The sequence below is a fragment of the Nocardia flavorosea genome (genome assembly GCF_015477805.1).
Classification (GTDB): Bacteria; Actinomycetota; Actinomycetes; order Mycobacteriales; family Mycobacteriaceae; genus Nocardia; species Nocardia flavorosea_A.
Genome location: NZ_JADLQL010000004.1, coordinates 85,196 through 108,830 on the forward strand (window position 1 = coordinate 85,196; position 23,635 = coordinate 108,830).

24 protein-coding genes and 1 pseudogene are annotated in these 23,635 nt (G+C 67.7%); 15 read left to right on the forward strand and 10 right to left on the reverse strand.

The genetic code is table 11. From position 1 onward, the window contains the following. Positions 1-28: 28 nt before the first annotated feature. Positions 29-475, forward strand: coding sequence for a nitroreductase family deazaflavin-dependent oxidoreductase (locus IU448_RS19075; RefSeq protein ID WP_195057029.1), 447 nt, complete (start codon positions 29-31; stop codon positions 473-475). Between the two features lie 488 nt (positions 476-963). On the opposite strand, the gene IU448_RS19080 is transcribed toward IU448_RS19075, so the two are convergent. Then, entirely contained in the window at positions 964-1,236 is a 273-nt protein-coding gene (locus IU448_RS19080; protein WP_195057030.1) for a hypothetical protein, read from the reverse strand. 178 nt (positions 1,237-1,414) lie between these two features. Here IU448_RS19080 and IU448_RS19085 point away from each other — a divergent pair, with 178 nt between their 5' ends. Both IU448_RS19085 and IU448_RS19090 read left to right on the forward strand, forming a co-directional pair. Then, complete coding sequence (locus IU448_RS19085; RefSeq protein ID WP_324188661.1) at positions 1,415-1,981, forward strand: hypothetical protein; 567 nt, start codon at positions 1,415-1,417, stop codon at positions 1,979-1,981. A 41-nt stretch (positions 1,982-2,022) separates the two neighbouring features. Beyond that, on the forward strand, positions 2,023-2,700 hold the full coding sequence (locus IU448_RS19090; protein WP_195057446.1) for a VTT domain-containing protein: 678 nt from the start codon (positions 2,023-2,025) through the stop codon (positions 2,698-2,700). A gap of 569 nt (positions 2,701-3,269) precedes the next feature. Here the strand turns inward: IU448_RS19090 and IU448_RS19095 are convergent. Next, positions 3,270-4,805 carry an aldehyde dehydrogenase family protein gene (locus tag IU448_RS19095; RefSeq protein ID WP_195057031.1) on the reverse strand — a complete coding sequence of 512 codons (1,536 nt, stop codon included), beginning with the start codon at positions 4,803-4,805 and terminating at the stop codon, positions 3,270-3,272. Positions 4,806-5,029: 224 nt separating this feature from the next. Between IU448_RS19095 and IU448_RS19100 the strand changes: the two genes are divergently transcribed. From IU448_RS19100 to IU448_RS29765, 7 genes are all read left to right on the forward strand, one after another. Next, on the forward strand, positions 5,030-5,488 hold the full coding sequence (locus IU448_RS19100; RefSeq protein ID WP_195057032.1) for a DNA-binding protein: 459 nt from the start codon (positions 5,030-5,032) through the stop codon (positions 5,486-5,488). After that, positions 5,488-5,961 (forward strand): Zn-ribbon domain-containing OB-fold protein, encoded by a 474-nt coding sequence (locus IU448_RS19105; protein WP_195057033.1) that lies wholly within the window; start codon positions 5,488-5,490, stop codon positions 5,959-5,961. The genes IU448_RS19100 and IU448_RS19105 overlap by 1 nt, the downstream gene beginning before the upstream one ends. Further along, the gene (locus IU448_RS19110; RefSeq protein WP_195057034.1) at positions 5,954-7,021 is read left to right on the forward strand and encodes a lipid-transfer protein; all 1,068 of its coding nucleotides are present in this window, start codon (positions 5,954-5,956) and stop codon (positions 7,019-7,021) included. Before IU448_RS19105 ends, IU448_RS19110 begins: the two co-directional genes overlap by 8 nt. Beyond that, positions 7,018-8,172 (forward strand): thiolase domain-containing protein, encoded by a 1,155-nt coding sequence (locus IU448_RS19115; RefSeq protein ID WP_195057035.1) that lies wholly within the window; start codon positions 7,018-7,020, stop codon positions 8,170-8,172. Before IU448_RS19110 ends, IU448_RS19115 begins: the two co-directional genes overlap by 4 nt. A gap of 265 nt (positions 8,173-8,437) precedes the next feature. After that, on the forward strand, positions 8,438-9,637 hold the full coding sequence (locus IU448_RS19120) for a thiolase C-terminal domain-containing protein (protein WP_195057036.1): 1,200 nt from the start codon (positions 8,438-8,440) through the stop codon (positions 9,635-9,637). A 10-nt stretch (positions 9,638-9,647) separates the two neighbouring features. Beyond that, positions 9,648-10,364, forward strand: a complete 717-nt coding sequence (locus IU448_RS19125; protein ID WP_195057037.1) for a TetR/AcrR family transcriptional regulator — start codon at positions 9,648-9,650, stop codon at positions 10,362-10,364. A gap of 1 nt (position 10,365) precedes the next feature. Then, positions 10,366-10,503 (forward strand): type II toxin-antitoxin system RelE family toxin, encoded by a 138-nt coding sequence (locus tag IU448_RS29765; protein WP_416383033.1) that lies wholly within the window; start codon positions 10,366-10,368, stop codon positions 10,501-10,503. A 131-nt stretch (positions 10,504-10,634) separates the two neighbouring features. Here IU448_RS29765 and IU448_RS19135 read toward each other — a convergent pair whose 3' ends face one another. From IU448_RS19135 to IU448_RS19145, 3 genes are all read right to left on the reverse strand, one after another. After that, positions 10,635-11,075: a hypothetical protein gene (locus tag IU448_RS19135; RefSeq protein ID WP_195057038.1), complete on the reverse strand. Its 441-nt coding sequence runs from the start codon at positions 11,073-11,075 to the stop codon at positions 10,635-10,637. A 352-nt stretch (positions 11,076-11,427) separates the two neighbouring features. Continuing rightward, entirely contained in the window at positions 11,428-12,273 is an 846-nt protein-coding gene (locus IU448_RS19140) for a mycofactocin-coupled SDR family oxidoreductase (protein WP_195057039.1), read from the reverse strand. Positions 12,274-12,449: 176 nt separating this feature from the next. Continuing rightward, entirely contained in the window at positions 12,450-14,039 is a 1,590-nt protein-coding gene (locus IU448_RS19145; protein ID WP_195057040.1) for an AMP-binding protein, read from the reverse strand. 255 nt (positions 14,040-14,294) lie between these two features. Between IU448_RS19145 and IU448_RS19150 the strand changes: the two genes are divergently transcribed. Together IU448_RS19150 and IU448_RS19155 are read left to right on the forward strand one after the other, a co-directional pair. Then, positions 14,295-14,774: an RrF2 family transcriptional regulator gene (locus IU448_RS19150; protein WP_195057041.1), complete on the forward strand. Its 480-nt coding sequence runs from the start codon at positions 14,295-14,297 to the stop codon at positions 14,772-14,774. A gap of 73 nt (positions 14,775-14,847) precedes the next feature. Beyond that, positions 14,848-16,062 (forward strand): NAD(P)/FAD-dependent oxidoreductase, encoded by a 1,215-nt coding sequence (locus tag IU448_RS19155; protein ID WP_195057042.1) that lies wholly within the window; start codon positions 14,848-14,850, stop codon positions 16,060-16,062. A 337-nt stretch (positions 16,063-16,399) separates the two neighbouring features. On the opposite strand, the gene IU448_RS19160 is transcribed toward IU448_RS19155, so the two are convergent. Together IU448_RS19160 and IU448_RS19165 are read right to left on the reverse strand one after the other, a co-directional pair. Next, positions 16,400-17,608 (reverse strand): MFS transporter, encoded by a 1,209-nt coding sequence (locus IU448_RS19160; RefSeq protein ID WP_195057043.1) that lies wholly within the window; start codon positions 17,606-17,608, stop codon positions 16,400-16,402. Then, the gene (locus IU448_RS19165; protein WP_280456783.1) at positions 17,605-18,258 is read right to left on the reverse strand and encodes a GntR family transcriptional regulator; all 654 of its coding nucleotides are present in this window, start codon (positions 18,256-18,258) and stop codon (positions 17,605-17,607) included. The genes IU448_RS19160 and IU448_RS19165 overlap by 4 nt, the downstream gene beginning before the upstream one ends. A 176-nt stretch (positions 18,259-18,434) precedes the next feature. Here IU448_RS19165 and IU448_RS19170 point away from each other — a divergent pair, with 176 nt between their 5' ends. Beyond that, positions 18,435-19,229 (forward strand): thioesterase family protein, encoded by a 795-nt coding sequence (locus tag IU448_RS19170; RefSeq protein WP_195057045.1) that lies wholly within the window; start codon positions 18,435-18,437, stop codon positions 19,227-19,229. Between the two features lie 480 nt (positions 19,230-19,709). Here the strand turns inward: IU448_RS19170 and dmpG are convergent, their stop codons facing one another. The 3 genes from dmpG to IU448_RS19185 are packed head-to-tail and all read right to left on the reverse strand — an operon-like array spanning position 19,710 to position 22,584. Continuing rightward, positions 19,710-20,753: a 4-hydroxy-2-oxovalerate aldolase gene (gene dmpG, locus IU448_RS19175; RefSeq protein WP_195057046.1), complete on the reverse strand. Its 1,044-nt coding sequence runs from the start codon at positions 20,751-20,753 to the stop codon at positions 19,710-19,712. Beyond that, positions 20,750-21,724, reverse strand: coding sequence for an acetaldehyde dehydrogenase (acetylating) (locus tag IU448_RS19180; RefSeq protein ID WP_195057047.1), 975 nt, complete (start codon positions 21,722-21,724; stop codon positions 20,750-20,752). The genes dmpG and IU448_RS19180 overlap by 4 nt, the downstream gene beginning before the upstream one ends. Continuing rightward, positions 21,721-22,584, reverse strand: a complete 864-nt coding sequence (locus IU448_RS19185; protein WP_195057048.1) for a 2-keto-4-pentenoate hydratase — start codon at positions 22,582-22,584, stop codon at positions 21,721-21,723. Before IU448_RS19185 ends, IU448_RS19180 begins: the two co-directional genes overlap by 4 nt. A gap of 89 nt (positions 22,585-22,673) precedes the next feature. On the opposite strand from IU448_RS19185, the gene IU448_RS19190 reads away from it, so the two are divergent. Beyond that, positions 22,674-23,441 (forward strand): IclR family transcriptional regulator, encoded by a 768-nt coding sequence (locus IU448_RS19190; RefSeq protein ID WP_195057049.1) that lies wholly within the window; start codon positions 22,674-22,676, stop codon positions 23,439-23,441. Further along, positions 23,368-23,532 (forward strand): annotated as a pseudogene (locus tag IU448_RS29585) (type II toxin-antitoxin system Phd/YefM family antitoxin); the annotation flags it as partial. The gene IU448_RS19190 and the pseudogene IU448_RS29585, both read left to right, overlap by 74 nt. Positions 23,533-23,635: the final 103 nt, after the last annotated feature.

Below are 23,635 nucleotides of genomic sequence, written 5' to 3' on the forward strand. Positions count from 1 at the left end.
TGGGGTGTTGCCGAGCGGAGGAGGGCGTGTGGCCGGGTTGTTCGTACGGGTGTTGCGGGCGCACCAGTGGATCTACGAGAAGAGCGGCGGGCTGGTGGGGCATCGATTGCTGTTCGGGAATCCGACGCTGCTGCTGCGGACCGTGGGGCGTAAGACCGGCTTACCGCGGACGTCGGCGCTGACCTACGCAAAGGATGGGGAGGATTTTCTGGTGACCGCGTCGAACGGCGGATCGCCGCGGCCGCCGGGGTGGCTGGCGAATGTGAAGGCGCGGCCGGAATGTGAGGTGCGAGTGGGGCGGCGCGCGTTTCCGGTGGTGGCTCGGGCTACTCTGCCCGGCGATCCGGGGTACGCGCGCCGCTGGGGGCTGGTGGACGCGGTGAACAAGGGCCGGTACAGCGAATATCAGCAGAAGACCCGGCGTCCGATTGCGGTGGTGGTGCTTTCGCCCGCGGTGGCGAATCAGTCGGAGTAGGTGTCCGATCCGGCCCGCACCCGCGTTCTGCGCGAAACGAGTTCCTCCGGTGGCCGGCTGGCGAGATGAACTACGGAGGCAACGAGAATCAGGATTGCGAGTACTACCAATGCGGTAACCACGGCACGCACAGTAACGGTGGCCGGTGAACGCTGCACCCGAGAGCGGTCTATGCCCGTTCGTGAATCCTTTTGATTCGGAAGCGGTTTCGAAAGTAACCCAAAATTCTTCAGAAACATCCGATGATTACCGGATAATTTGAGACACAACCGGCACAAGGCGGACAATCTGTGAAAATGCAGGTTTCCATCCTATATCAAATTGATATAATTCCTGGCGTGGCGCGCCGCATCCGAATCGAACCCCCAAGGCCCACAACGGGATTCACGCAGGCGTTACAGAACGCCCGATCACATGCCACAAAGCCACCTTCGAATATTACACGCAACTTTTGGTTACATCCATTGGATGCCCGCGGAACCGTTCGATCAGCCCCCGCCGCCACCGCCCCCGCAACCACCTCCGCCACCCCCACAGCCGCCGCCGCCCCCATCGCTCGACCCGCCGTCGCCCGAACTCCAACCGCCCGAACCGCTGTCGCCCGCGAAGTAGCTTCCGCCCGCGTAATACCCGCCCCGCCGCGCTCGACTCCCACGCCGGCCGGAACCGGCCTTGCCGATCGCGAGGACGATACCCACGACTGCCCCCACGCAGAGCAAGCCCACCATCAGCAGGAAGAAGAATCCCAGCACCAGGTCCATCAGTCCACGGTACCGACGAATACCACTGCCGCATCGGCGAATCCGGCCGCCGGGCCGGCAGGCGACGCCGCCACGAAGCCGACAGCCGCGAACGGACGCGAAGGATCCCACCGCCCGGGGCAACGCGGATAATGGCGGTGTGTTCACTTTCGCCCGCCCTCGGCAGCACCGCCACGGTATCGAGCCGGCCGCCGTGGAGCGCGCGGTCCGCGAACTCGAACTTCCGGAGGCCGTCTACAAAACCTGTCCGTGGGAACCGCGAGAACTCGTCGCCACCGGGCTACGGCAATGGCTGCGTTGCTGCGGCCCGGCGCTGGCCGACGACCAGACCATCGGAATGCCGTCGCGCGCGGTCGACGAAGCCTGGCACGGTTTGATTCTGTGTACGCGGCGGTATGCCGAATTCTGTGAACGCGCCTATGGGCAGTTCCTGCACCACCACCCGGCGGGCGCGGAACCGGCAGAATCTGCGGCGGTCGATACGGCCGGTCGGTTGGGCCGGACGGTGGTGGCATGGGCGCTGGTCGCCCGGCCCGGCGAGGAGTGCGTACTGTGGGATCTGGACTCCCGGCTGGGGCTGGCGGATCCCTGGGGAATCCCCGAACAGCGAGTCGCCGCGGTAACCGCGGCATTGCGTGAGCGCGCAGGTGAGGACCGAATCCGGCTACCCTTCCGCGATAACCGCCCGAAACGGGCAATCCGGAAAGGGGCGGCGTATTCTTCTGCGGTATCTTCGGCGGGGTGAGTTACTCAGCCGCCGCAGCGGTCACCACCGAACTTGCCCTGATGCCGGGTTTCCTCGACCCGGTGAATCTGCTCAATTCGTTCGGCACCTGGGTGTTGCTGGGCCTACTCGTCGTGGTGTTCGTCGAATCGGGTTTGCTGTTCCCGCTGCTGCCCGGTGATTCGCTGCTGTTCACCGCGGGGCTCATCGCCGCGTCCAAATCGACCGAAATCGAACCCTTCGCCCCGATCGGAGTGCTGCTCATATTGATCCCGATCGCGGCGATCGCCGGCGATCAGGTCGGGTATCTGATCGGCTCCCGGGGCGGTACGGCGTTGTTCAAGAGCAATGACGCGAAAATTTTCAAGAAGTCCTATATCGACGAATCGCACGCGTTCTTCGAGAAACACGGGCCGATCACCATCGTGCTGGCCCGCTTCGTGCCCATCGTGCGCACCTACGCGCCGCTGGTCGCGGGCGCGGCGAAGATGAAGTACTCGATATTCCTCACCTACAACGTGCTCGGCGGTGTGCTGTGGGGCGCCGGGGTGACGATGCTGGGTTACCTGCTGGGGCAGATCGAGTTCGTACGCGACAATATCGACCTCATCTTCCTGCTGATCGTGGCCGTTTCGGTGCTGCCCATCGTGTGGGAGGTGTTCAAGCGGTACCGGTCGGGGCGAGCGAACGGTAAAGCGCCGAAGAACAACGACGAACCGGTCGACCACCCCGCCGTCTGACACCGGGTTCCCGGCCGGGCGAACTGCGGCCGGGGTGTGCCGTACGTCATCCGGGCCGTCTCCGAGGTTGTGCACAGCGCCTCGCAGGCGGCCCGTTGTCGTATGCGGCACACAACCACCGCAGTCCCGGCACACAACCACTGCATCCCTGGTTCCCGTCCCTACCCCCTGGCAGGAGACCTCGACGCTCCGGGCACATACCCGCCACCCGACTGTGCACCTTCTCCCGCCCGACCCGGCTACACACCCTCCCGCGCCCCCGGCAACCCCCTCCCCCGTACCACCCGGCAACAGCCCCTCCCCCGCGACGCCCGGCCCGCACCTTCTCCCACGTCGCCGGCTGCGGCCGCGTACATCCGATCCGGAATCCCGCGCCGTTCCGCCGCCCTCCCGCCGGCCGTTGGCCGCGATCAAACCTTATTCGGGTAAGCGTCCGGCTTCGTTCTCGGCAGCGGTCCACGGCTCGGCCACAAAGACCACGGCCGACCGGTCAGCCGGTCGGCCGTGTCATTTGTGACAGCATCCGGCAAGGACCCGGCTGCCGGAATCTCCGCGGCCGGACCGGATGATCAGCGCACCAGGCGGCGGATGAACTTGTTGCCGAACAGGGTGCCGATGGTCTTCTCCAGCGTGGCGGCGGTGGCCTCGCTGTAGGGGTACCAGATGTTCTCCTTCTTCAGGCCCCAGCGGTCCAGCAGAACGGGCTGCGGGTGGACGAAACTGCGCAGCGCGTCACGCCCGTTCACCTGGCCCATCCCGCTGTCCTTGCGGCCACCGAACGGTGCTTCGGCGACGCCGTAGATCACCGAGGCGTCGTTCTGCACCACCGACCCGGTCTTGAGCTGTTTGGCCAGCCGGACGACCTTGTTCTTGTCCTTGGTGAACACGCTGCCGCTGAGCCCGTACTGGCAGTCGTTGGCCATCCGCACGGCCTCTTCTTCGTCCCGGACGCGCATGATGGCGACGATGGGGCCGAAGGTTTCCTGCTGCATGAGGTCCATATCGTGGGTGACGTCCACGACCACGGTGGGCTTGAAGAACACCCCCTCGGCGGTATCGGATTCGCCGCCGAGCAGGACGGTGGCGCCCTTGGACTTGGCGTCCTCGACATGCTTCTCGACGATCTCGAGCTGGCGGTCCCAGAACAGCGGGCCGACGTCCTTGCCGGAGGGGCCGTAGGTGACCTCGGCGGCGCGTTTGCGGACCTGTTCGATGAACTCGTCGGCGATGCTTTCCACCACGTAGATGCGTTCGACACCGACGCATACCTGCCCGGTGTTGAACATCGACAGGTACACCGCGCCCAGCGACGCGCGATCCAGGTCGGCGTCGGCGCAGACGATCATCGCGTCCTTTCCGCCCAGTTCGAGGGTGCACGGGATGAGCCGCTGCGCGCAGGCCGCGGCGATCTTCTTACCGGTGCCGACGCTGCCGGTGAAGGAGATCTTGTCGATATCGCCGTTGACCAGGGCGGCGCCGGTTTCGCCGTCGCCGTGCACGACCTGCAGGACATCCTTGGGGACGCCGGCTTCGTGCAGGACCTTGACCGCCCATTCCCCGGAGTGCGGGGTGACCTCGGACGGTTTCAGGATTACCGAGTTCCCGGCGATCAGCGCCTGGGCGATCGGGTTCAGCGACAGGATGAAGGGGCCGTTCCACGGAGTGATCACGCCGACGACGCCGAGCGGCTGGTAATTGATGACCAGCTTCTTCAGCGGCAGCATGTAGCCGTGCAGGCGGCGGTTCTCGTCGGACAGGTCCTTGACGGCGCGCCCGCTCCAGTAGTTCAGGAAATCACAGGCCGGCACCATTTCCACGGCCAGCGCCTCGACCCGCGGTTTACCGGTTTCCTGCATCACCGTTTCGACGATCTCGTCGCGGCGCTTCAGCAGTACCGAAACCGCGTTGCGGATGATCGCGGCGCGTTCCTTGATCGGCCGGGCGGCCCAGCCGGGTTGGGCGGCGCGGGCCGTGGCCAGCGCCGCGGCTACATCGTCGGCCGTGCTCACCTCGATCTCGCCGACGCGTTCGCGGGTAGCGGGGCTGCGCAGCTCGAGCCGACGGCGTCCGTCGGCGGTCGGCTCCAGCTGTTCAACGATGGCCATGGTGATCTCTCCTCACCCGAGGAATTGGAACAGGTTCTACTTTGATTCGGAGCTTACGGCATGGCCGCGAGCCGCGCAGCAAGGTTGCTGCACACGTTAGGGCCACCCGGGCAGGGCGACCTATCAAGCGATTGAATCAAGTGATTGACAATGGTCGTCGGCCGGGTCACGATCGAGGCGCGGTCGCACTGTGCCCGGCCGCGCACCCGAGCGGCAGGAGAACGATGACAGCCGAACCCGCGGGCGCGAGTCTCACCGCGCCCTACACGATCGAATTCCCGTACAACCGCACGGTCGGCGAGAAGATCGGCACGTTCCTCGGCGGTCTCCGCGACGGTGAACTGTACGGGGTACGCACCGAATCCGGGGCAGTCATCTGCCCGGCCCTCGAATTCGATCCGGCCACCGCCGCGCCCACCGGTGAACTGGTGCGGCTCGATCCCGTCGGCACGGTGCGGCACTGGACCTGGGTGCCCACCCGGCCCGGCGACGAGATCGCGGCCGGCCATTTCGCCTGGGCCCTGATCGCCATCGACGGCACCGAGGGTGCCCTCTTCCACGCCGTGGACACCGGCGGCGACCCCGCCCGCCTCACCGCCGGCCTGCGAGTGAAACCCCGCTGGCGCGCGGAACGAGTGGGCAGTATCCGCGATATCGTCTGCTTCGAGCCGGTGGAGGCGTGATGAGTACTCTGCCCAACCCGGTGGAATCGTTCACCAGCCCGCACAAGGTGGACTACACCTTCGTCGCCGGCACCGGCCGCTCGACCTTCCTGCGCGGCCTGAAGCACCGCACCCTGCTGGCCCGCCGCTGCGGCACCTGCGAGCGCGTGTACCTGCCCGCGCCGGAATTCTGCTCCCGCTGCCTCGTCGAACTGTCCGAACCGTTCGAACTGGGCGGCAGCGGTGTCGTCAAAACTTTCTGCGTGGTGAACTTCCCGTTCCCCGGCCAGACGATCGACCCGCCGTATCTGGTCGCCTACATCCAGGTGGACGGTGCGGACACCACCCTCATGCACCTGATCCGTGAGGTCGAACTGAGCGAGGTCCATATCGGTATGCGGGTGGAGCCGGTGTGGTGCGCCGAGGAGGACCTGGACACATCCATGAACAGCATTCGCTACTACCGGCCGATCACGGGAGGTTCCGATGCGTGATGTCGCGGTGGTGGCATTCGCCCAGTCACCGGGTATGGCAGCCGATCGCCAGGACGATATGGCCGAGATCCTGCTGCCGGTGATGCGGGAGGCTCTCGCGTCGGCGGGGATCGACCGCACCGAGGTCGATTTCTGGGCTTCGGGCAGCCACGATTTCCACGAGGGCCGGACCTTCGCCTATATCGAATCCCTCGACGCGGTGGGCGCTTGGCCGCCGATCTCGGAATCGCATGTCGAGATGGACGCGGCCTGGGCGGCGTACGAGGCGTGGTCGTGGCTGCAACTAGGCGAGGGTGAGATCGCCGTGGTCTACGGGGTCGGGCGCGGTTCGCTGGCGCAGGACCTGGACCGGGTCACCAGCACCCAGCTCGACCCCTACTTCCTGGCCCCGCTGCGGCCGCATCAGGACGCGCTCGCCGCCATCCAGGCGCAGGCGCTGATCGCGGCCGGCGCGCTGGACGAGAAGCAGATGGCCGAAGTGGTCGCCCGGGCCCGCGTGGGCGCGGTGGGTAATCCGGCCGCGCAGGTGTCGGGCGAGGTCACGGTGGACGAACTGCTGGCTGCCCCGTACCTCGCGTCGCCGCTGCGGGAACACGATCGCGGTCCCATCGGGGATGCCGCGGCCGTGCTGGTGCTGGCCGCCGGTGACACCGCACGCCGGCTGGCGCAGCGCCCGGCCTGGGTGCGCGGCGCCGACCATCGGATGGATTCGCACTATCCGGGCACCCGCGATCTCACCCGCACCGATACCGTCCGGATCGCCGCGGACAAGGCGGCACGGCAGGCCGGCTTCGCCGCCCGCGATGTCGATATCGCCGAACTGCACACCGAATACAGCTATCAGGAACCACTGCTCGCCGGAGCTCTCGAACTGTCCGGCGTCGTCAATCCCCGCGGCGGACCGCTGGTCGCCCGCCCGGCCACGGCGACCGGACTGATCCGGATCGGCGACGCCGCCCGGCACATCCTGACCGGCGGCGCGGACCGCACCCTGGCGCACGCCACCAACGGGCCCGCGCTCCAGCAGAACATGATCTGCCTATTGGAGGGAGACCGGTGAAACTCGCGGTCGTCGGAATCGGACAGAGCAAACAGGCCAAGAAACGCAAGGTCACCATCGGCGCGATGGTGCGCGAAGCCGTCGACGAGGCAATGGCCGACGCCGAACTGGAATTCGGCGATATCGATGCCGTCGTGCTGTCGAAAACACCCGACCTGTTCGACGGGGTGATGAACCCGGAACTGTATCTGGCCGATGCCATGGGTGCGCGCGGCCTGCCGGTGACCCGGGTGTTCACCGGCGGCAGCGTCGGCGGGCACGCCGCCATCTACGGCGCGCACCTGGTGCAGGCGGGGCTGGCGCGGCGGGTGCTGGTGGTCGCGTATTCGAAAGAGTCCGAGGGTGATTTCACCTGGGCGCTCTCGCGTGGACTGCCGTTCAGCGCGCAACTGGGTGCGGGGGCGGGCGCGCATTTCGCGCCCGTGATCCGGGAGTACATACGCCGCTCGGAAGCGCCCGAGCATATCGGCTGGCAGATCGCGGTGAACCATCGGTTGAACGCGACCCGCAATCCCTACGCCCACATCCAGTTACCGGATATCACCGTCGACCAGGTGCGGGAATCACGGATGCTGTGGGATCCGATCCGGTTCCTCGAATCGTGCCCGTCCTCGGACGGGTCGTGCGCGGTGGTGATCACCGGCGAGGACGACGCCCACCACACAGGCCGCCCGCCGGCCTGGATCCACGGAATGTCGTGGCGCACCGAAACCGGGCATTTCGCCGGACGCGACGAAGTGAATCCCGAAGCCGGACGGCAGTGCGCCGCCGACGCCTACCGGCAGGCCGGCATCACCGACCCGGCACACGATATCGATACCGCCGAGCTCTATATCCCCTACAGCTGGTTCGAACCGATCTGGCTGGAGAACGTGGGCCTCGCCGAGGTCGGCGAGGGCTGGAAGATGGTCGACGCCGGGCACACCGCGTTCGACGGATCGCTGCCGATCAACCCGTCCGGCGGGGTGCTCTCCGGAAACCCCACCGGCGCAACAGGTCTGCTGCGGTTCGCCGAGGCGGCCATGCAGGTGCGCGGGACCGCGGGTGAACACCAGGTACCGGACGCGCGGCGCGCCGTCGGGCATGCGATGGGTGGGGCGGCGCAGTTCCATGCACTGTGGGTGGTCGGGTCCGAACCACCGCAATCCTGACCACCTGGGCATATGGGTGTCGCCACTTACGCCCCCGACCGGACAGCTCCGCAAGCCCCGGCCGAACGCCACCGGCCGGGGTCCCGCGCCCGCGGGACCCCGGCGAGCTCGAACGTTCCCGTCCGGTCACACGCACGCATGGGGCCGATAGCAACACTGGACCGGCCGCCTGACCAGTGAGGACCGGCACAGCAGACGAAACGTTCCGGAACGGGACAGCAACGCTTCCGCGGTGCGCGGCACCGCACGAACAAGGAGAGAGAGCATGACCGAGCGGGTATATGTCGCCGGGGTCGGGATGACGAAATTCGAGAAGATCCAGACCCGCGACTGGACCTACCCGGAAATGGTCGCCGAGGCCGTGGGCCAGGCGCTCACCGATGCGGGGGTGACCTACGACCAGGTGCAGCGCGCCGCCGTCGGCTACGTCTTCCAGCCGTCCACGGCGGGTCAGCGGGCGCTCTACGATATCGGGCTCACCGGTATCCCGATGGTGAACGTCAACAACAACTGCGCCACCGGGTCCACGGCGCTGGTTCTCGCCCGGGAATGGGTGCAGGCCGGACTGGCCGATATTGTCCTCGCGGTCGGGTTCGAGCAGATGACCAAACAGGCGATGGCCGGGGACGGTTCGATGCCCGAGGTCACCACCGTCGACCGGCATATGGGCGCGCTGAAAGCAGCCGCGGGTTTCAGCGCCGCGCCGATGACCGCCCAATTCTTCAGCGCCGCCGCAGGCGAGCATATGTTGCGGTACGGGACGACGCGCGAGCAGCTCGCGCAGGTCGCGGTGAAAAACCACGAACACTCCACCCGCAACCCGAAAGCCCAATTCCAGGACGCCTACACCCTCGATCAGGTGCTCGGCGACAAAATGGTCTCCGATCCGCTCACGCGCTCGCAGTGCTCCCCCATGTCCGACGGCGCGGGCGCGGCAGTGCTGGTCAGCGAACGCTACGTCCGCGAACACGGCCTCGACCGGGCGGTACCGATTCTCGCCCAGGAACTGGTGACCGATACCGGCGCCTGCTTCGACTCGAATTCGATGATCGACGTGGTGGGTTCGCCCATGGCCCGGATCGCCGGGCAGCGGGTGCTCGAGACCGCCGGGGTGGGGATCGACGATATCGATGTTCTGGAGTTGCACGACTGCTTCTCGATCAACGAACTGCTCACCTACGAGGCGCTCGGTCTGTGCGGCGAAGGCGAATCGGGTGAGCTGGTCGCATCGGGCGCCACCACCTACGGCGGGCGCTGGGTGGTCAACCCGTCGGGCGGGCTCATCTCCAAGGGGCATCCGCTCGGCGCCACCGGGTTGGCGCAGTGCACCGAACTGGTCACGCAGGTGCGGGGCGGCGCGGGCGAGCGCCAGGTGGACGGCGCGCGGCTGGGTTTGGCGCACAACCTCGGGCTCGGCGGCGCCTGCGTGGTGACCCTCTACGGCGCGCCCGGCGCGGTCTCCTAGAGTTTCGATCATGACGCGAAGCCGGGTGCGGACCGGCCGGGAGGCACACCCGGCCGTGGCACCCTCGCGTGCGCACCCGGATCCCGGCGGGGCGGAGCGCACCGCCCCGGATCCGGACCTTCCGACCGATCAACGCCTCATCCTCGCCGCGGAACGCCTGTTCGCCGAACGCGGGATCGACGCGGTCTCGCTCCGTTCGGTGATGGCGGAGGCCGGCGCGAACGTCGCCTCGGTCCACTACCATTTCGGTTCCAAGGACGCCCTGGTGGAGGCGCTGATCAGCCGGCGCAGCGAGCAATTGCACGCCCGCCGTGCCGAATTGCTCGATACGGTCGAGAAATCCGGGGCACCGGACGCCCGCGCCCTCGCCGACGCCTTCGTCCGCCCGGTCGGCGAACTGGCGGCCGCCGGCGGCACACCGTGGATCCGCCTGGTCGCCGGGATCATGAGCGGTAACCACCCCGCGCTGACCAGGCTGACCGAAGGTTTCGCCCCCCAGGCCCGCCGCTTCAACGCCCTGCTCCAGCAGATCGACCCGGACACCGCCCCGCGCACGATCCGGTTCCGCCTCACCCAGGCCATGAACCTGACCTTCCAGACGCTCGGCGATCCGGAGGGCCTGCAGGGCATGCTCGCCCTCAGCGGCACCCGCCTCTCCCCCGGCGAACTGCTCGCCGAACTCGTCGATACGGTCACCGCCATCCTCACCGGCCCACCCGACCGCTGAACTGGCCACCGAGGCGTGGTACACACCCGCGTGTCGGTTACGCGTGGGCAACTACCGGCTCGTATACGAAGTCGACGATGGCAAAGTGATCATCCTGGTTGTCTCCGCCGGGCATCGCCGAGATATCTACGATCGGTAAACCCGCGGCGGAATTCGCTTGTAGCGAGTGGTATTCGAAGGACCGCGTGCAGAAGCGGCGGGACGAGCCGTTTCACCCGCCCCGCCGTCTGAAAAGCCGCCGAGTTCCGGAATTTCTCGCAGGTGCTTCGGTCAGGGCACTGCGCAGCCGGTGCCCGCGTTGATCCCGGTGCGGACCTCGATGGGCGCGCTGGTCACGACGACGCCGCCTTGCTCGGCGCTGATGAAATGCGTGCCCGGGTTGGGAGGGGTCCATGTCGTGGTCGCGACGATGCCGTTCGGTGTGACGACCGGCGGGTTGAATCCGACCATGACGTTGTTGTCGCGGAAGGTCACCGGCTGCGTGGTGTTGTTGACCGCGGCCCGCACCTGATAGGTGCAGGTGGTGCCGAAGGGCGTGGTGATGCCCATGCTCCGGCCCGGGTCGGCGCCGACGTTCTGCGGTACCGCACCGGCTCCGGGGGCCGCAAGGACGAGCGCAGTGGCGACGGCGCCGAGTCCGGTGACGGCGGCCGTGGACCGGCCGGTTCGATGGCTGGTACGGGAGCTGCTGTCGGAGTGGGTCGTAGTCATCGTTGATCACATCCCAACTGGTTCCATCGTGCGGGCCCGGATGGCCCGCTCGCGAGCTGTTTTCGTGGAACTGTGTCCAGCGTTGCAGTGCTTGCGATGGTCGTTGTCGACGGCGCTCAACGGCGGTACCCAGTTTATCCCCCGATACACCGGCCGGGTCCAAGGGTTGGACTGCATCGGTGTGATAACGACCCGGATCTGCGATCGGGGCCGCCCGACTGGTGACCGGGCGGATTCACCGCCTCGAATACCTTCGGCCGAAGCCGGAACGCACCCCCACCGCGATCGGGTGGGGGTGCGTTCAGCCGGGACGTTCCGGGGAATTCGCCGCTGCCCCCGGGCCGCCCGTGGCTTACATACCGGGGAATTTCTCGGCGGTGCCGAGATCGACCGGCAGGGCGGCTCCGGTGATGCCCCGGCCGGTATCGCCGACCAGGTACAGGACGGCGTCGGCGATCGCCTCGGCCTCGAGCCAGGGCTGTGGCAGCAGATTCAGTTTCTGCATGATCTCCGCGGTGTCCTCGAGCACCGGATTCTCGAGGTCCGGGCGGAAACCGCGCACCATCGGCTCGTTGTCGATCATGGTGGTCCGGATGTTGCCGGGATGCACCGAGTTCACGCGAATATTCGCCCACGCCAGTTCATTGGCCAGTGATTTGGCCAATCCGCGCACGGCATGTTTGGCGGCGACGTAGTGCGCGATCCCCGGAACCCCGCGCAGTCCCGCCATCGAACTGATCAACACGATCGATCCACCGCGGTCACCGGAAATGATATGCGGTACGGCAACTTTGGTGGTCTGCCAGACTCCGGTGGCATTGATGTCCATCATCTCGCGGAACTCGTCCGCAGTGAGCTCCCAGGACGCTTTCGGCGATGCGGCGATACCCGCGTTGGCGACGACGATATCCAGCCGGCCGAAACGCTCGACACCGGCGTCCACGGCCTGCTGCAGCGGCTCGAGGTCGCGGGTGTCGGCGACCGCCGTGACGATGCTGCGGCCCTCGGCTTCGACCAGTTTCGCGGTCTCCGCGAGATCGGCCTCGGTTGCCATCTCGTACGCCGCGGTCGCGACCGGCGCGCAGCGGTCGACGGCGATGATATCGGCGCCCTCGGACGCCAACTTCACGGCATGCGCGCGGCCCTGTCCCCGCGCCGCGCCGGTGATGAACGCGACCCGGCCGGTGAGCTTGCCCATGGTGCTCCTCTTTGTCGAAACTACTCGGCGCCCGTTTTCGTTGGGCTGTAACGGATGTCGGCGCGCCATACGGGGACGTCGCCACCTTCCCGGCCGAAGCCGGCGGCAACAACCGCTCACCCACGCGGGCCCTCGGGCCAGGCCCCCGTGGTCACGAGTGGTCGTTGCCGCGGGTTTCAGTTGACCTGCCGGCCTTCGCCCCAGTATTGGGCGCGCAGCGCCTTCTTGTCCGGTTTGCCGAGCGGACTGAGCGGGATACTGTCGGCGAAATCGACCGTCTTGGGCGTATAAACCGCACCCTTGCGGTCCTTCACCAACGCCTGCAGTTCCTCCACTTCGACCGACTGCCCGTCGCGGAGCACCACCACCGCCTTGACCGCTTCGCCCCATTTCTCGTCGGGCACACCGATCACCGCGGCCGCGCTCACCGCGGGATGCGCCGACAGGACATCCTCCACCTCGCGGGGATAGACATTGAAACCGCCGGAGACGATCATGTCCTTCTTGCGGTCGACGATGTAGAGGAAACCCTCCTCGTCCTGACGGGCGATATCGCCGGTGTGCAGCCAGCCGAATTCGATTGCCTCGGCGGTCTGTTCAGGCTTGTTGAGGTAGCCGTTCATCACCAGCGGGCCGCGGACGCACACCTCACCGGGTTCGCCCTGGGGTACCTCGTTGCCCTTCTCGTCGAGCAACGCGACATTGAGCCACGGGACCGGCCGGCCGCAGCTGGCGAGGCGTTCCGGTTTGGTCAGGTCGTGGTCGGCACGGCGCAGCACCGAAATGGTCATCGGGCTCTCGGCCTGGCCGTAGAACTGGAAGAAGATGGGGCCGAACTTCTCGACGGCCTCGGCCAGCCGGGTCGGCGAGATCGCAGAGGCGCCGTAGAACACGGTCTGGAGGCTGGACAGATCGTATTTGTCCAGGTCGGGGCTGTCGAGCAGGGCATAGAGCATGGTCGGCACCAGCATGGTCGCGGTGATCTTGTACTTCTCGATCGCCTCGAGGACCTTGGTGGGATGGAAATAGGGCAGCACCACGATGGAGCCGCCCTGCTGTGCCGTGGGATTCCAGAAGGCGGCACCGGCATGGCTGAGCGGGGTGCACACCAGGAAGCGGACCTCGTCCGGCCATTCCCATTCGGTCATCTGGATGCGCAGCATGGTGGCGCTGCCACGGAAACTCATCTCGACACCCTTGGGCTTACCCGTGGTGCCGCCGGTGTAGGCCAGGCTCATGGTCGCGTTGGGATCGACCTTCGGCGGATTCAGCCGGTCGGGAGTGAAACCCGCGGCCAGTTCGATGAGGTCGGTACCGGCCTCCGAGGGGCCGAACGAGAACAAGTTCCGCAGACCGGGAACCTTCTCGTGCAACTGTGCGGCACGTTCGTCGAAACCACTGGGGTCGAAGATGAGGGTCTCCACGCCCGCATCCTCGAGCACGTAGGCGTGGTCGTCGAGCGACCCCATCGGGTGCAGGGCCATGGCCCGCGACCCGTTCACGTTGTTCGCGCCCTGGGCGAACAGCACCTCCGGCCGGTTGGCCGAGAGGACCGCCACCGGTGAACCCACACCGAGCCCGGCGGAGGCCAGCGCCTGCGCGAACCGGCTGATCTGATCCCGCACGTCGCGGTAGGTGAGCGTGGCGTCGTCGATATGGACCGCGGTGCGGTCGGCATAGCGTTCGAGAGCCTTGCCCAGCAGGTCCACCGCGAGCGGCTCGCGGTGCAGCAGGTCGGTGTCGTCGACGTGCGGTTCAGTGTTCATTCGTCTGCCTTTCGGGCCTGCTCGCACGAGCGGCCCCGCGAAGTTGACCGGCGCTCCGGCACGATCCCGGACCGCCGGCTCCTCGCGGGGCGCCGCGACCCAGAACCGTGCACCGAGGCTCGCAAACCGGGGAAAACTATAACACGTTCTACTTCCTCGTATCGAGGAATTCACGAGTCCACACACTCCGCCACCGCCTGGGACGGAGCGCTTGCGCGCTTGCCAAGCCTAATAGGGATATCTAACATCCCGGTTATGAAAATGGGCGAAGGCGTCGAGTGGAGCCTGCACTGCTGTGTAACCCTGGCCTGGGCCGAGGAGCACTGGCCGATCCCGATCGCGCGGCTGGCCGCGTGGTTCGACCTGCCCGTCGAATACCTGAAGAAACGCCTGCAAGCCCTCGTCCGCGCCGGAATCCTCACCTCGACCCCCGGTATCCGGGGCGGGTTCGGCCTGGCCCGGCCACCGGAACAGATCACACTGCTCGATGTGGTGACCGCGATCGAAGGCGGAACCGACCCGTTCCGCTGCACCGAGATCCGGCAACGCGGCCACAGCGGTCGCACAGCCACCACCGATTTCACCCATCGGTGCGGTATCGCCGTCGCGATGCGCCGCGCGGAGCTGGCCTGGCGGCGGGAACTGGCGGCGCAGACCATTGCCGATCTCGCCGCCGCGGCACCGGTGGGTTCCGCCGAACGCACGCGGCGCGAGATCGCTGCGGCGGCAACCTGAGCACCCGGGCCCGCGCATACCGCGGCCGGCCCGCAGATTTTTCACTTTCGAACCAGCCGAAGAGGAGTCGACCGTGTCCGGAGTTGTTGTGGTGGGTGGCGGTTTCGCCGGTGTATGGAGCGCGGCGGGCGCGGTGCGTCTGGCCCGCGAGACCGGCCGCGAACTGACCGTCACCCTGATCTCCCCCGGTGACGATCTGGTGATCCGCCCCCGCCTGTATCAGTCCGAGCCCGAACGGATGCGGGTCTCACTGGACCGTATCCTCGGCCCCGTCGGAGTGCGCCGGGTCGCGGCCACGGTGACCGGGATCGACACCACCGGACAGACAGTGACCGCAGCCGACAGGCAGGGCAACAGTGCCGAAATCCGCTACGACCGCTTGATCCTCGCCACCGGAAGCGAACTCGTCCGGCCGGAACTCCCCGGCGCCGAATTGCTGTTCGATGTGGACACGTTGCCCGCGGCCACCGAACTGGACACGCATCTGAACCGGTTACCGGATCTACCGCCCGAGGGCCGGTTCACCGCCGTCGTCGTCGGCGCGGGTTTCACCGGCCTGGAGATCGCCACCGAACTGGCGGACCGGCTCGGCACGATCGCCGCCGCTCACGGCGAGGAGGCCCGGGTGGTTCTGGTGGAGCGGGCAGACAGCATCGGACCGGAACTCGGCCCCGGCCCGCAGCAAGAGATCGCCGACGCCCTGACCGCCCTCGGGGTGGAACACCGGCTCGGCACGAGCGTCACAGCCGTGCAACCAGACCTGGTCGTCTTGTCCGACGGGACCCGGCTGCGAACCCGCACTGCGATCTGGACAGCGGGTGTGCGCGCCGGCGGACTCACCGCCGCAATCCCCGGCACCCGGGATCGGCTCGGCCGTCTGGCCGTGGACGCGGACCTGGCGGTTACCGGTGTGCCGGCGGTGTACGCGGCCGGCGATACCGCGGCCGCGGCGGCCGAACCGGGACACCAGGTCATGCAGTGCTGCCAGCATGCCCTGCAACTCGGTAAATTCGCGGGCCACAATGCCGCCGCCGACCTGCTGGGACTACCCCCGGTGCCGTTCACCGCGACCCCGTACGTCACCTGCCTCGACCTGGGCTCGCACGGCGCGGTGTTCACCAACGGATGGGATCGGCGCGTCGTGGCGACCGGTTCGGTCGCCAAGGACCGCAAGCGCAAGGTGAACGAACTGTGGATCTACCCGCCGACCGACGATCCGGACGAGCTCCTACGACAGGCCGACTACCGGTTCTCGGTCCGGCAGATCACCGAACCCCGCACGAGCTGAGCGAGGTGCCTCGGGCGCGTACCCGTTCCGATTTCGCGCTGTCCGATGTGCACGTGCCGATGCCGGGGATCGTCCCCTGCTGCGGCGGGCCCCTCGATCCGCCGGCACCGGTGTTTCTCTCCGGTGCCGAAACGGCGATCGAACTGCTGGCGCCGACACAACAGCGCAAACCCGCCGCCCGGCCGGGACACAGAACTCCGCTTTCTGGCACCCGATCCGCGGCGGCATACTCGGCTGCCGGAATCCTGGCCGGGAACAGCACCACGGACGGCTACCCGGATGTCGGCCGACGGCAGACGGGCGGTGACGTTCTCCGCGGCAGGCGTGGTCGCGGCGATCATCCGGCGGCGGCCAGTTCCTTCTCGTTCTCATCAGCCGTCGTATGTGCAGGCAGATGCGCCCGGGAACAGCGCAGGACCATCGCGGTACCCGACAACGCCACGACAACCAGGGCGCCGAGCAGCACGGGATAGCCGGCGGCGGAGTTCAGCAGGCTCAGCAGCGACGGCAGCAGGAAGCCGAGGTAGGCCAGGGCGTAGTAGACCCCGGTGAGAGCCGCGAGTTCGTGCGGAGCCGCCAGCCGCTGCAATTCCAGCAGTCCCGACACCAGAGCGACCCCGTACGCACACCCCAGCGCGATCGCGGCGGCGAACGCCAGCGCCGGTGAACCGGCGATCGCGGCGAACATGCTGACCAGCAGACCCAGCGGCATCAGCGTCATCGAGGCGATCACCGCGCGGGCGCTGCCGGCGTCGTCGAGCCGTTTCGCCAGCGGTTGCACCAGGGTTCCGGCGACCAGCGCGCCGACGGTCAGGGCGGTCGAATACAGCAGGCTCCACTGACCGACCCGATCGGCGACGAGCTGCGGCATGATCGCGTACGCCACCGCCGCCGACCCGAAGATCCACGGCGCCATCGGCATGATCACCCGGCGGAAACGCGGATGGCGCAGGCCACCGAACTGCCCGGCAGCATAACCGCCCGCGGTGCCCGTCTCCGGCACCCGGAACACGAACGGCAGTATCAGGAGTGCGAGCAATGCATGCACGAGATAGGGGGTGACCATGGGTAGCGGGCCCCACTGCGCGAGCGCGCCGGCGACCGCGGCGCCCAGCGCGAAACCCGCGGTGAGACAGAGCGCGGCCCACCGGGCGCCGGTACCCGCGGCGGCGCCGGCGCGGAAGCACAGCTCGGTGACCCAGGTCGTCCCGACCGCCATCGCCACCGCAACCCCGAATCCGGAGACCAACCGGCCGGCGGCTATCCAGCCGACCCCGAACGTCCCGGCCGCCAGCAGCAGACTCGCGACCAGGGACGCCAGCACCCCGGCGAGCGCCACCGGGCGGCGGCCGAAACGTCCCGATAACGTGCCCGTCAGCAGCAGGCCGGGAACCAGGCCGACGACATAGGCGCCGAGCAGAAGGTTGACGGTGAGCGCCGAGTACCCGGCGTCCCGGTACATCACCAGCAGTGGAGTGAACTGGTTACCGCCCCACGCACAGACGAAAATCGCGGCCAGCGCCGCTGGTATGGACCTGGGCGTCATCGCCGGTGGGTCCCGTCCAAGTGAGCCCGCAGAGCGGTGGTGAATCCGGCGGCATCGCCGGATTCGATGATGTCGATCAGTTCGGCGTGCTGGCGCAGGACGACCTGGATGTGATCGGGCATCGGCCCCAGTGCGGCTACGTTCATTCGCCGCTGCCGGTCGGCCAGCCCGGTATAGAAGCGGATCAGCAGCGCGTTTCCGCCTGCTTCGACCAAAGTGCGGTGAAAACGTTCGTCGGCCTCCGCGAAGGTATGCAGATCCGCGTGCTGCGCCCGTTCGCGCTGTACCTCGAGCGCGGTTCGCAACTGTTCCACGGCCACCGGTATCCGCTCCGGTGTGCGCAGCAACCGGCGCACCGCGGCGCTCTCCACCGCTTCCCGGGCGTCCAGCACATCTTCGGCCTCGCCGGGTGGGACGGGCGCCACGATGGCGCCGCGCTTCGGTACCAGGGTCAGCAGTTCCTCGGCCTGCAACCGGACGAATGCCTCACGCACCGGGGTCCGGCTCAGGCCGAGCCGGCCGGCGATCTCGGTTTCGCTGAACAGATGCCCGCCCGGGAGTTCGCCGGAGAGCACCAGTTCTTTGGTGAGCCGGTAGGCCCGATCGGCGGCGCTCGCCGCGGGCTGGGCTGGGTCGGAATTCGTCGGCACCCTGCAACCATAGCGGATAGATACAAGCTTGCATGCAAGCATGTACCCCAATTCACCTCGGCCGTTCCAGCCCACGTGGCCGGTCGAGTTCTCGACGACCGGCACGTGGGGGCAGGCAGTGCGGGCTCTCGGTAATGTCGTGGCCGTACCACCCAGCGGCAAGAACGGACGACCACATGCACGAGGCCTTCTACCTGCCCGACTCGGCGGACCCGCGGCGGTTCGTCTCCACCGAGCTCACCCGCGGCCCGTGGTCTCCCGATGCCCAGCACGCCGGCCCGCCGTCCGCCCTGCTCGGACATGTGATCGAACGCTGCGAGCCGCGGGCCGGTTTCCAGGTGGGCCGGGTCGCGGTGGAAATCCTCGGTCCGGTCCCGCTGTCCCCGCTCACCGCGGAGGCCCGGGTAGTGCGGCCGGGGCGCAGTGTCGAACTGATCGAGGCCACCCTGTCCACCGATCGCGGGCCGGTGATGCGGGCCAACGCCTGGCGGTTCAAACTCGCCGCCCCGGACCTGGACCTGCCCGCCCGGTACCTGCCCAGCGGCTCGCGGCCCGGCCCCGAACAGACACCGGAACCGGAGCGGTTCCCGTCCACTCAGCCGGTGGGTTTCCACACCGGTATCGAATACCGTTTCGCCGCCGGCTCGTTCGCCGAACCCGGACCGGCCGTGTGCTGGATCCGGCTGAAGTATCCGATCGTCGCCGGCACCACGCCCAGCCCGCTGGAACGCACGCTCGCCGCCGCCGACTCCGGCAACGGGGTCAGTTCCGTACTGGATTGGAACAGCTACCTGTTCATCAACACCGACCTGACGGTCACCCTGCACCGCCAACCGGCCGGCGAATGGGTGTGTCTCGACGCGGTCACCCATCCGCAGCCACACGGAATCGGCCTGGCCGAATCGGCGCTCTTCGACGAGAAGGGCCCGCTGGGCCGCAGCACCCAAACCCTCTTCCTCGGACCCCGCTGACCCCACCCCGCAGGACGACGCGTATTCACCCACCCCTTTGTCGTCGACCAGGACTCCGCCGATGAAGGAACCGGCCATTGCCCCGACGAACGCGCCCGGCGGTCCGAGAAACCCGCCGGCCAGCGCGCCGCCGATAAGGCTTCCCGCGTCTGCTCCGGAGAACTCGAAGTCGGAAAAAACCCATCGGCAAGCTTTTTCGCTTTCGAGCCGGCGCTTCCGGTTCCTGACGCAGCCTTGACGGCCGTTGCCGACTACCTCGACGAAGTGTTTCCGGGGTCCGAGAGTCCCGCGGTCGGGCTCCGGTATCGACTACGCGTCTGTCACAGGCCCGAGCACCGCGGGCGGCACCGACGGTCGCTCCCGGGCACCGGCTGCATCGTGGAGCTGTCGAACCCGGCCTCCCTCCGCGCGCGGCCGATGCCTGGGAACGCCGGTAACGGCCGCCGGGGCACGCACCGCATACCCCGGCGGCCCGGCGTCTCAGACCGCCTGCTTCTCGCCGTCGCGATCGGCCACCATCGTCAACGCGATATCGACGATCATGTCCTCCTGACCGCCGACGAGCCGCCGGCGACCGGCTTCCATGAGCAGGGTGCGCACATCGATTCCGTAGCGCTCGCTCGCCGCTTCCGCATGCCGCAGGAAGCTGGAGTAGACACCGGCATAGCCGAGGGTGAGGGTTTCGCGGTCCACCCGCACCGGCCGGTCCTGCAGCGGACGGACCAGATCGTCGGCGGCGTCCTGGAGGGCGAAGACATCGCAGCCGTGCTTCCAGCCGAGTACATCGGCGACCGCCACGAATGCCTCGATCGGGGTGTTACCCGCGCCCGCGCCGTGACCGGCCAGCGAGGCGTCGACCCGGGTGACGCCGTTCTCGACCGCCACCACCGAATTCGCCACCGACAGCGAAAGATTCTCGTGCGCGTGGATACCGAGCTCGGTTTTCGGGTCGAGCACATCGCGGTAGGCGTGCAGCCGGTCCCGCACACCGTTCATGGTGAGCCGGCCACCGGAATCGGTGACGTAGACGCAGTGCGCGCCGTAGCTCTCCATGAGTTTCGCCTGCTGGGCGAGTTCGGCGGGTTCGGCCATATGGCTCATCATGAGGAAGCCCGAGACATCCATGCCGATTTCTCGAGCGGTCGCGATGTGCTGGGCGGCGACGTCGGCCTCGGTGCAGTGAGTCGCGACCCGCACCGACCGCACCCCCAGGCCCCAGGCGCGCCGCAGATCCTCGGCGGTGCCGACACCGGGCAGCAGCAGGCTGGTCAGGCGGGCGTTCTTGATATTCGCGGCGGCGGCCTCGAGCCAGGTCCAGTCGCTGTGCGAACCAGGCCCGTAGTTCACCGAACCGCCGGCGAGCCCGTCACCGTGCGCGACCTCGATCGCGTCGACACCCGCGGCGTCGAGCGCAGCCACGATCTTGCCCACGTTCTCCGGGGTGATGCGGTGCCGGATGGCGTGCATACCGTCGCGCAGGGTCACATCCTGAACGAAAACCGTGGGCGTGTCCGTCGAGCTCATCGTGCACTCTCTTTCTGCTGCTGGCTGTTCTGCGCGATCCGCTCGGCGACCTGCAGACCGGCCGAGGTCATGATGTCGAGGTTGCCGGCGTAGGCGGGCAGGTAGTGGGCCGCGCCCTCGACCTCGAGGAACACCGACACCCGGTGGGTCGGGAACAGGGCGTTGTCCTTGGCGAGCAGGGTGTGCACCGGCTGATCCTGCGGGATCGGGTCGATCTGCACTTCCTGCTTGAGCCGGTAGCCCGGCACGTAGGCCGCCACATCGTCGACCATCTTCACCACCGACGCCTTGATCTGCTCGTGGGACTCCTCGTCCGGGGCGTTGACCAGGCAGAAGACCGTATCGCGCATGATCAGCGGCGGTTCGGCCGGATTCAGGATGATCACCGCTTTACCGCGTTCCGCGCCGCCCACGGTTTCGATGGCGTGCGAGGTGGTCTCGGTGAATTCGTCGATATTGGCGCGGGTGCCCGGCCCGGCGGACTTCGACGCGATGGACGCCACGATCTCGGCGTAGGGCACCGGCACGACCCGCGAGACCGCGGCCACGATCGGGATGGTCGCCTGGCCACCGCAGGTCACCATGTTCACGTTCTGCGCCCCGAGATGCTCCTCGAGGTTCACCGGCGGCACCACGAACGGGCCGATCGCGGCGGGCGTCAGGTCGATCAGGCGTTTACCCAGCGGCGCGAGCCGGGCGTGGTTCTGCTCGTGCGCCTTCGCCGAGGTGGCGTCGAAGACGATCTCGATCTCGTCGAAATTCGGCAGCGCGATCAGACCTTCGACACCCTCGTGGGTGGTCGGGACCTTCATCCGGGCGGCGCGGGCCAGACCGTCGGATGCGGGATCGATACCGACCATCGCGCCCATTTCCAGGAACCGGGAATGCCGCATGACCTTGATCATCAGATCGGTGCCGATATTGCCCGACCCGATGATCGCGACCTTCGTGCGTTTGTTGTTGTCACTCACTGGGAGACCTCCGAAGCGGTGGTGAAGGAAGCCGAAACCGTCCCGAGGCCGGAAATGGCGGCGGTGACGGTGGCGCCGGGGTGCAGCGGCCGCATCGGGCCGAGCGCGCCGGAGAGGATGACCTGGCCGGCGCGCAGCGGTTCACCGAAGGTGCGAGCCTGCTGCGCGAGCCAGGACAGGGCGTTGAGCGGGTCCCCGAGGCAGGCGGCGCCGTTGCCGGTGGACACTTCTTCGCCGTCGATGCTCATGCTCATGGTGACGTCGATGGGATCGAAGTCGTCGAGGGTGCGGCGCTCGGTGCCGAGCACGTACAGCCCGCTCGAGGCGTTGTCGGCGACGGTGTCGGCGAAGGAGATGTTCCAGTCGGTGATCCGGCTGTCCACGATCTCCAGCGCGGCCATCGCCTCGGCGACCGCTGCCCGGCACTGGGCGATATCGAGCGGCCCCTGGGCGAGATCCGCGCCCAGGACGAAGGCGACCTCGGCCTCGGCCTTGGGCTGCAGCAGCCGGTCGATCGGGATCACGTCACCGTCGGTGTAGGCCATATCGGAGAACAGCACCCCGAAATCGGGCTGGTCCACGCCCAGCTGCTGCTGGACGGCCTGCGAGGTGGCGCCGATCTTGCGGCCGACCACCGTGACGCCCGCGGTGACCCGGGCAGCGTTGAATCGCTCCTGGATCCGGTAGGCCGTGGCGACATCGTCGGGACTGATCAGGCCCTCGCGCAGCGGCGCACAGGTCTCACGTGTCTCGGCTGCAGTGATCAGACGTTGCGCGGCGCGGGCGACGATGGACTCGTCGACTTCCGAGGCGCCGGCGCTCTCGACAGTGGTTGCCACCACTACCTCCGTTCTCCTCATCGTTGGGTGCTACCAGTGCACACCGCCGCGTCGCAGCTGAACAGTAAAATGGTCCACTGACCGGACCGCCCGTGCGAGGAAGAGCAACCATGCCGCAACGACAACTCGACGATCGATCCGTGCTGGGCCGGGCACTGCTGATCCTGGAGGCATTCGGCGTCGAGGATCAGGCCGTCGGCCTGTCCGAACTCACCCGCCGCACCGGCCTGCCGAAGGCCACCGTGCACCGGATGAGCCGCGATCTGGTCGCGGCCCGGCTGCTCACCTCCTCCCCCGACGGCTACCGCCTCGGCCGCGGCCTGTTCGAACTCGGTATGCGCGCGGCCACCGAACGCACCCTGCTCGAGGTGGCGATCCCTTTCCTGCAGGATCTGTTCACGCGGACCAGCGAAACCGTGCACCTCGGGGTCCGCGACGGCGACGAAGTTGTCTACATCAGCAAGATCGGCGGCCACCGCCAGGCCCGCTCCCCCTCCCGTATCGGCGGGCGAATGCCGCTGTACTGCACCGCAATCGGCAAATCACTACTCGCCCATTCCGGTTCCGAAACCATCGACCGCATCCTCACCGGTCCGCTGATCCGCCGCACCCCCCGCACCGTCGTGGCCCCGGGATTGCTGCGCGCCCAACTGGCGCAGGCCGTGGAAACCGGAGTCACCTACGAACACGAGGAATCGACCATCGGCATCGCCTGCGTCGCCGCCGCCATCCTCGACGGCAGCGACGAGCCCCCGGCCGCGATCTCGGTCACCGGCCCGGTCACCCGCTTCCGCCCCGAAGCTCATGCGTCGTCGGTCCAGGCAGCCGCCGCAGGTATCGCCTCCATCCTGGCCCGCCGCGCACAGACCATGCCTTGACAACCTGCGCAATCACACCGCAGAAGTCCTGCGCCGTGTCGAAGCCGGGAAAGAGTTCGAAATCCTGAAAGACAACCGTCCGGTAGCAAAGATCATCCCGCTCCCACGACGCCGCCAATGGGTGCCGGCCACGGAAGTCGTCCAGGAGCTGATCCGGCTGGGACCGGACACGACAGGTCTTGCCGAAGAGCTAC

What these genes read in the sequence shown, in the direction of transcription:
- IU448_RS19080 (WP_195057030.1), bottom strand. Translation starts at nt 1,236, where the DNA reads ATGGACCTGGTGCTGGGATTCTTCTTCCTGCTGATGGTGGGCTTGCTC.
- IU448_RS19090 (WP_195057446.1), top strand. Translation starts at nt 2,023, where the DNA reads ATGCCGGGTTTCCTCGACCCGGTGAATCTGCTCAATTCGTTCGGCACC.
- IU448_RS19095 (WP_195057031.1), bottom strand. Translation starts at nt 4,805, where the DNA reads ATGGCCATCGTTGAACAGCTGGAGCCGACCGCCGACGGACGCCGTCGG.
- IU448_RS19100 (WP_195057032.1), top strand. Translation starts at nt 5,030, where the DNA reads ATGACAGCCGAACCCGCGGGCGCGAGTCTCACCGCGCCCTACACGATC.
- IU448_RS19105 (WP_195057033.1), top strand. Translation starts at nt 5,488, where the DNA reads ATGAGTACTCTGCCCAACCCGGTGGAATCGTTCACCAGCCCGCACAAG.
- IU448_RS19110 (WP_195057034.1), top strand. Translation starts at nt 5,954, where the DNA reads ATGCGTGATGTCGCGGTGGTGGCATTCGCCCAGTCACCGGGTATGGCA.
- IU448_RS19120 (WP_195057036.1), top strand. Translation starts at nt 8,438, where the DNA reads ATGACCGAGCGGGTATATGTCGCCGGGGTCGGGATGACGAAATTCGAG.
- IU448_RS19125 (WP_195057037.1), top strand. Translation starts at nt 9,648, where the DNA reads ATGACGCGAAGCCGGGTGCGGACCGGCCGGGAGGCACACCCGGCCGTG.
- IU448_RS19135 (WP_195057038.1), bottom strand. Translation starts at nt 11,075, where the DNA reads ATGACTACGACCCACTCCGACAGCAGCTCCCGTACCAGCCATCGAACC.
- IU448_RS19140 (WP_195057039.1), bottom strand. Translation starts at nt 12,273, where the DNA reads ATGGGCAAGCTCACCGGCCGGGTCGCGTTCATCACCGGCGCGGCGCGG.
- IU448_RS19145 (WP_195057040.1), bottom strand. Translation starts at nt 14,039, where the DNA reads ATGAACACTGAACCGCACGTCGACGACACCGACCTGCTGCACCGCGAG.
- IU448_RS19150 (WP_195057041.1), top strand. Translation starts at nt 14,295, where the DNA reads ATGAAAATGGGCGAAGGCGTCGAGTGGAGCCTGCACTGCTGTGTAACC.
- IU448_RS19160 (WP_195057043.1), bottom strand. Translation starts at nt 17,608, where the DNA reads ATGACGCCCAGGTCCATACCAGCGGCGCTGGCCGCGATTTTCGTCTGT.
- IU448_RS19170 (WP_195057045.1), top strand. Translation starts at nt 18,435, where the DNA reads ATGCACGAGGCCTTCTACCTGCCCGACTCGGCGGACCCGCGGCGGTTC.
- dmpG (WP_195057046.1), bottom strand. Translation starts at nt 20,753, where the DNA reads ATGAGCTCGACGGACACGCCCACGGTTTTCGTTCAGGATGTGACCCTG.
- IU448_RS19185 (WP_195057048.1), bottom strand. Translation starts at nt 22,584, where the DNA reads ATGAGGAGAACGGAGGTAGTGGTGGCAACCACTGTCGAGAGCGCCGGC.
- IU448_RS19190 (WP_195057049.1), top strand. Translation starts at nt 22,674, where the DNA reads ATGCCGCAACGACAACTCGACGATCGATCCGTGCTGGGCCGGGCACTG.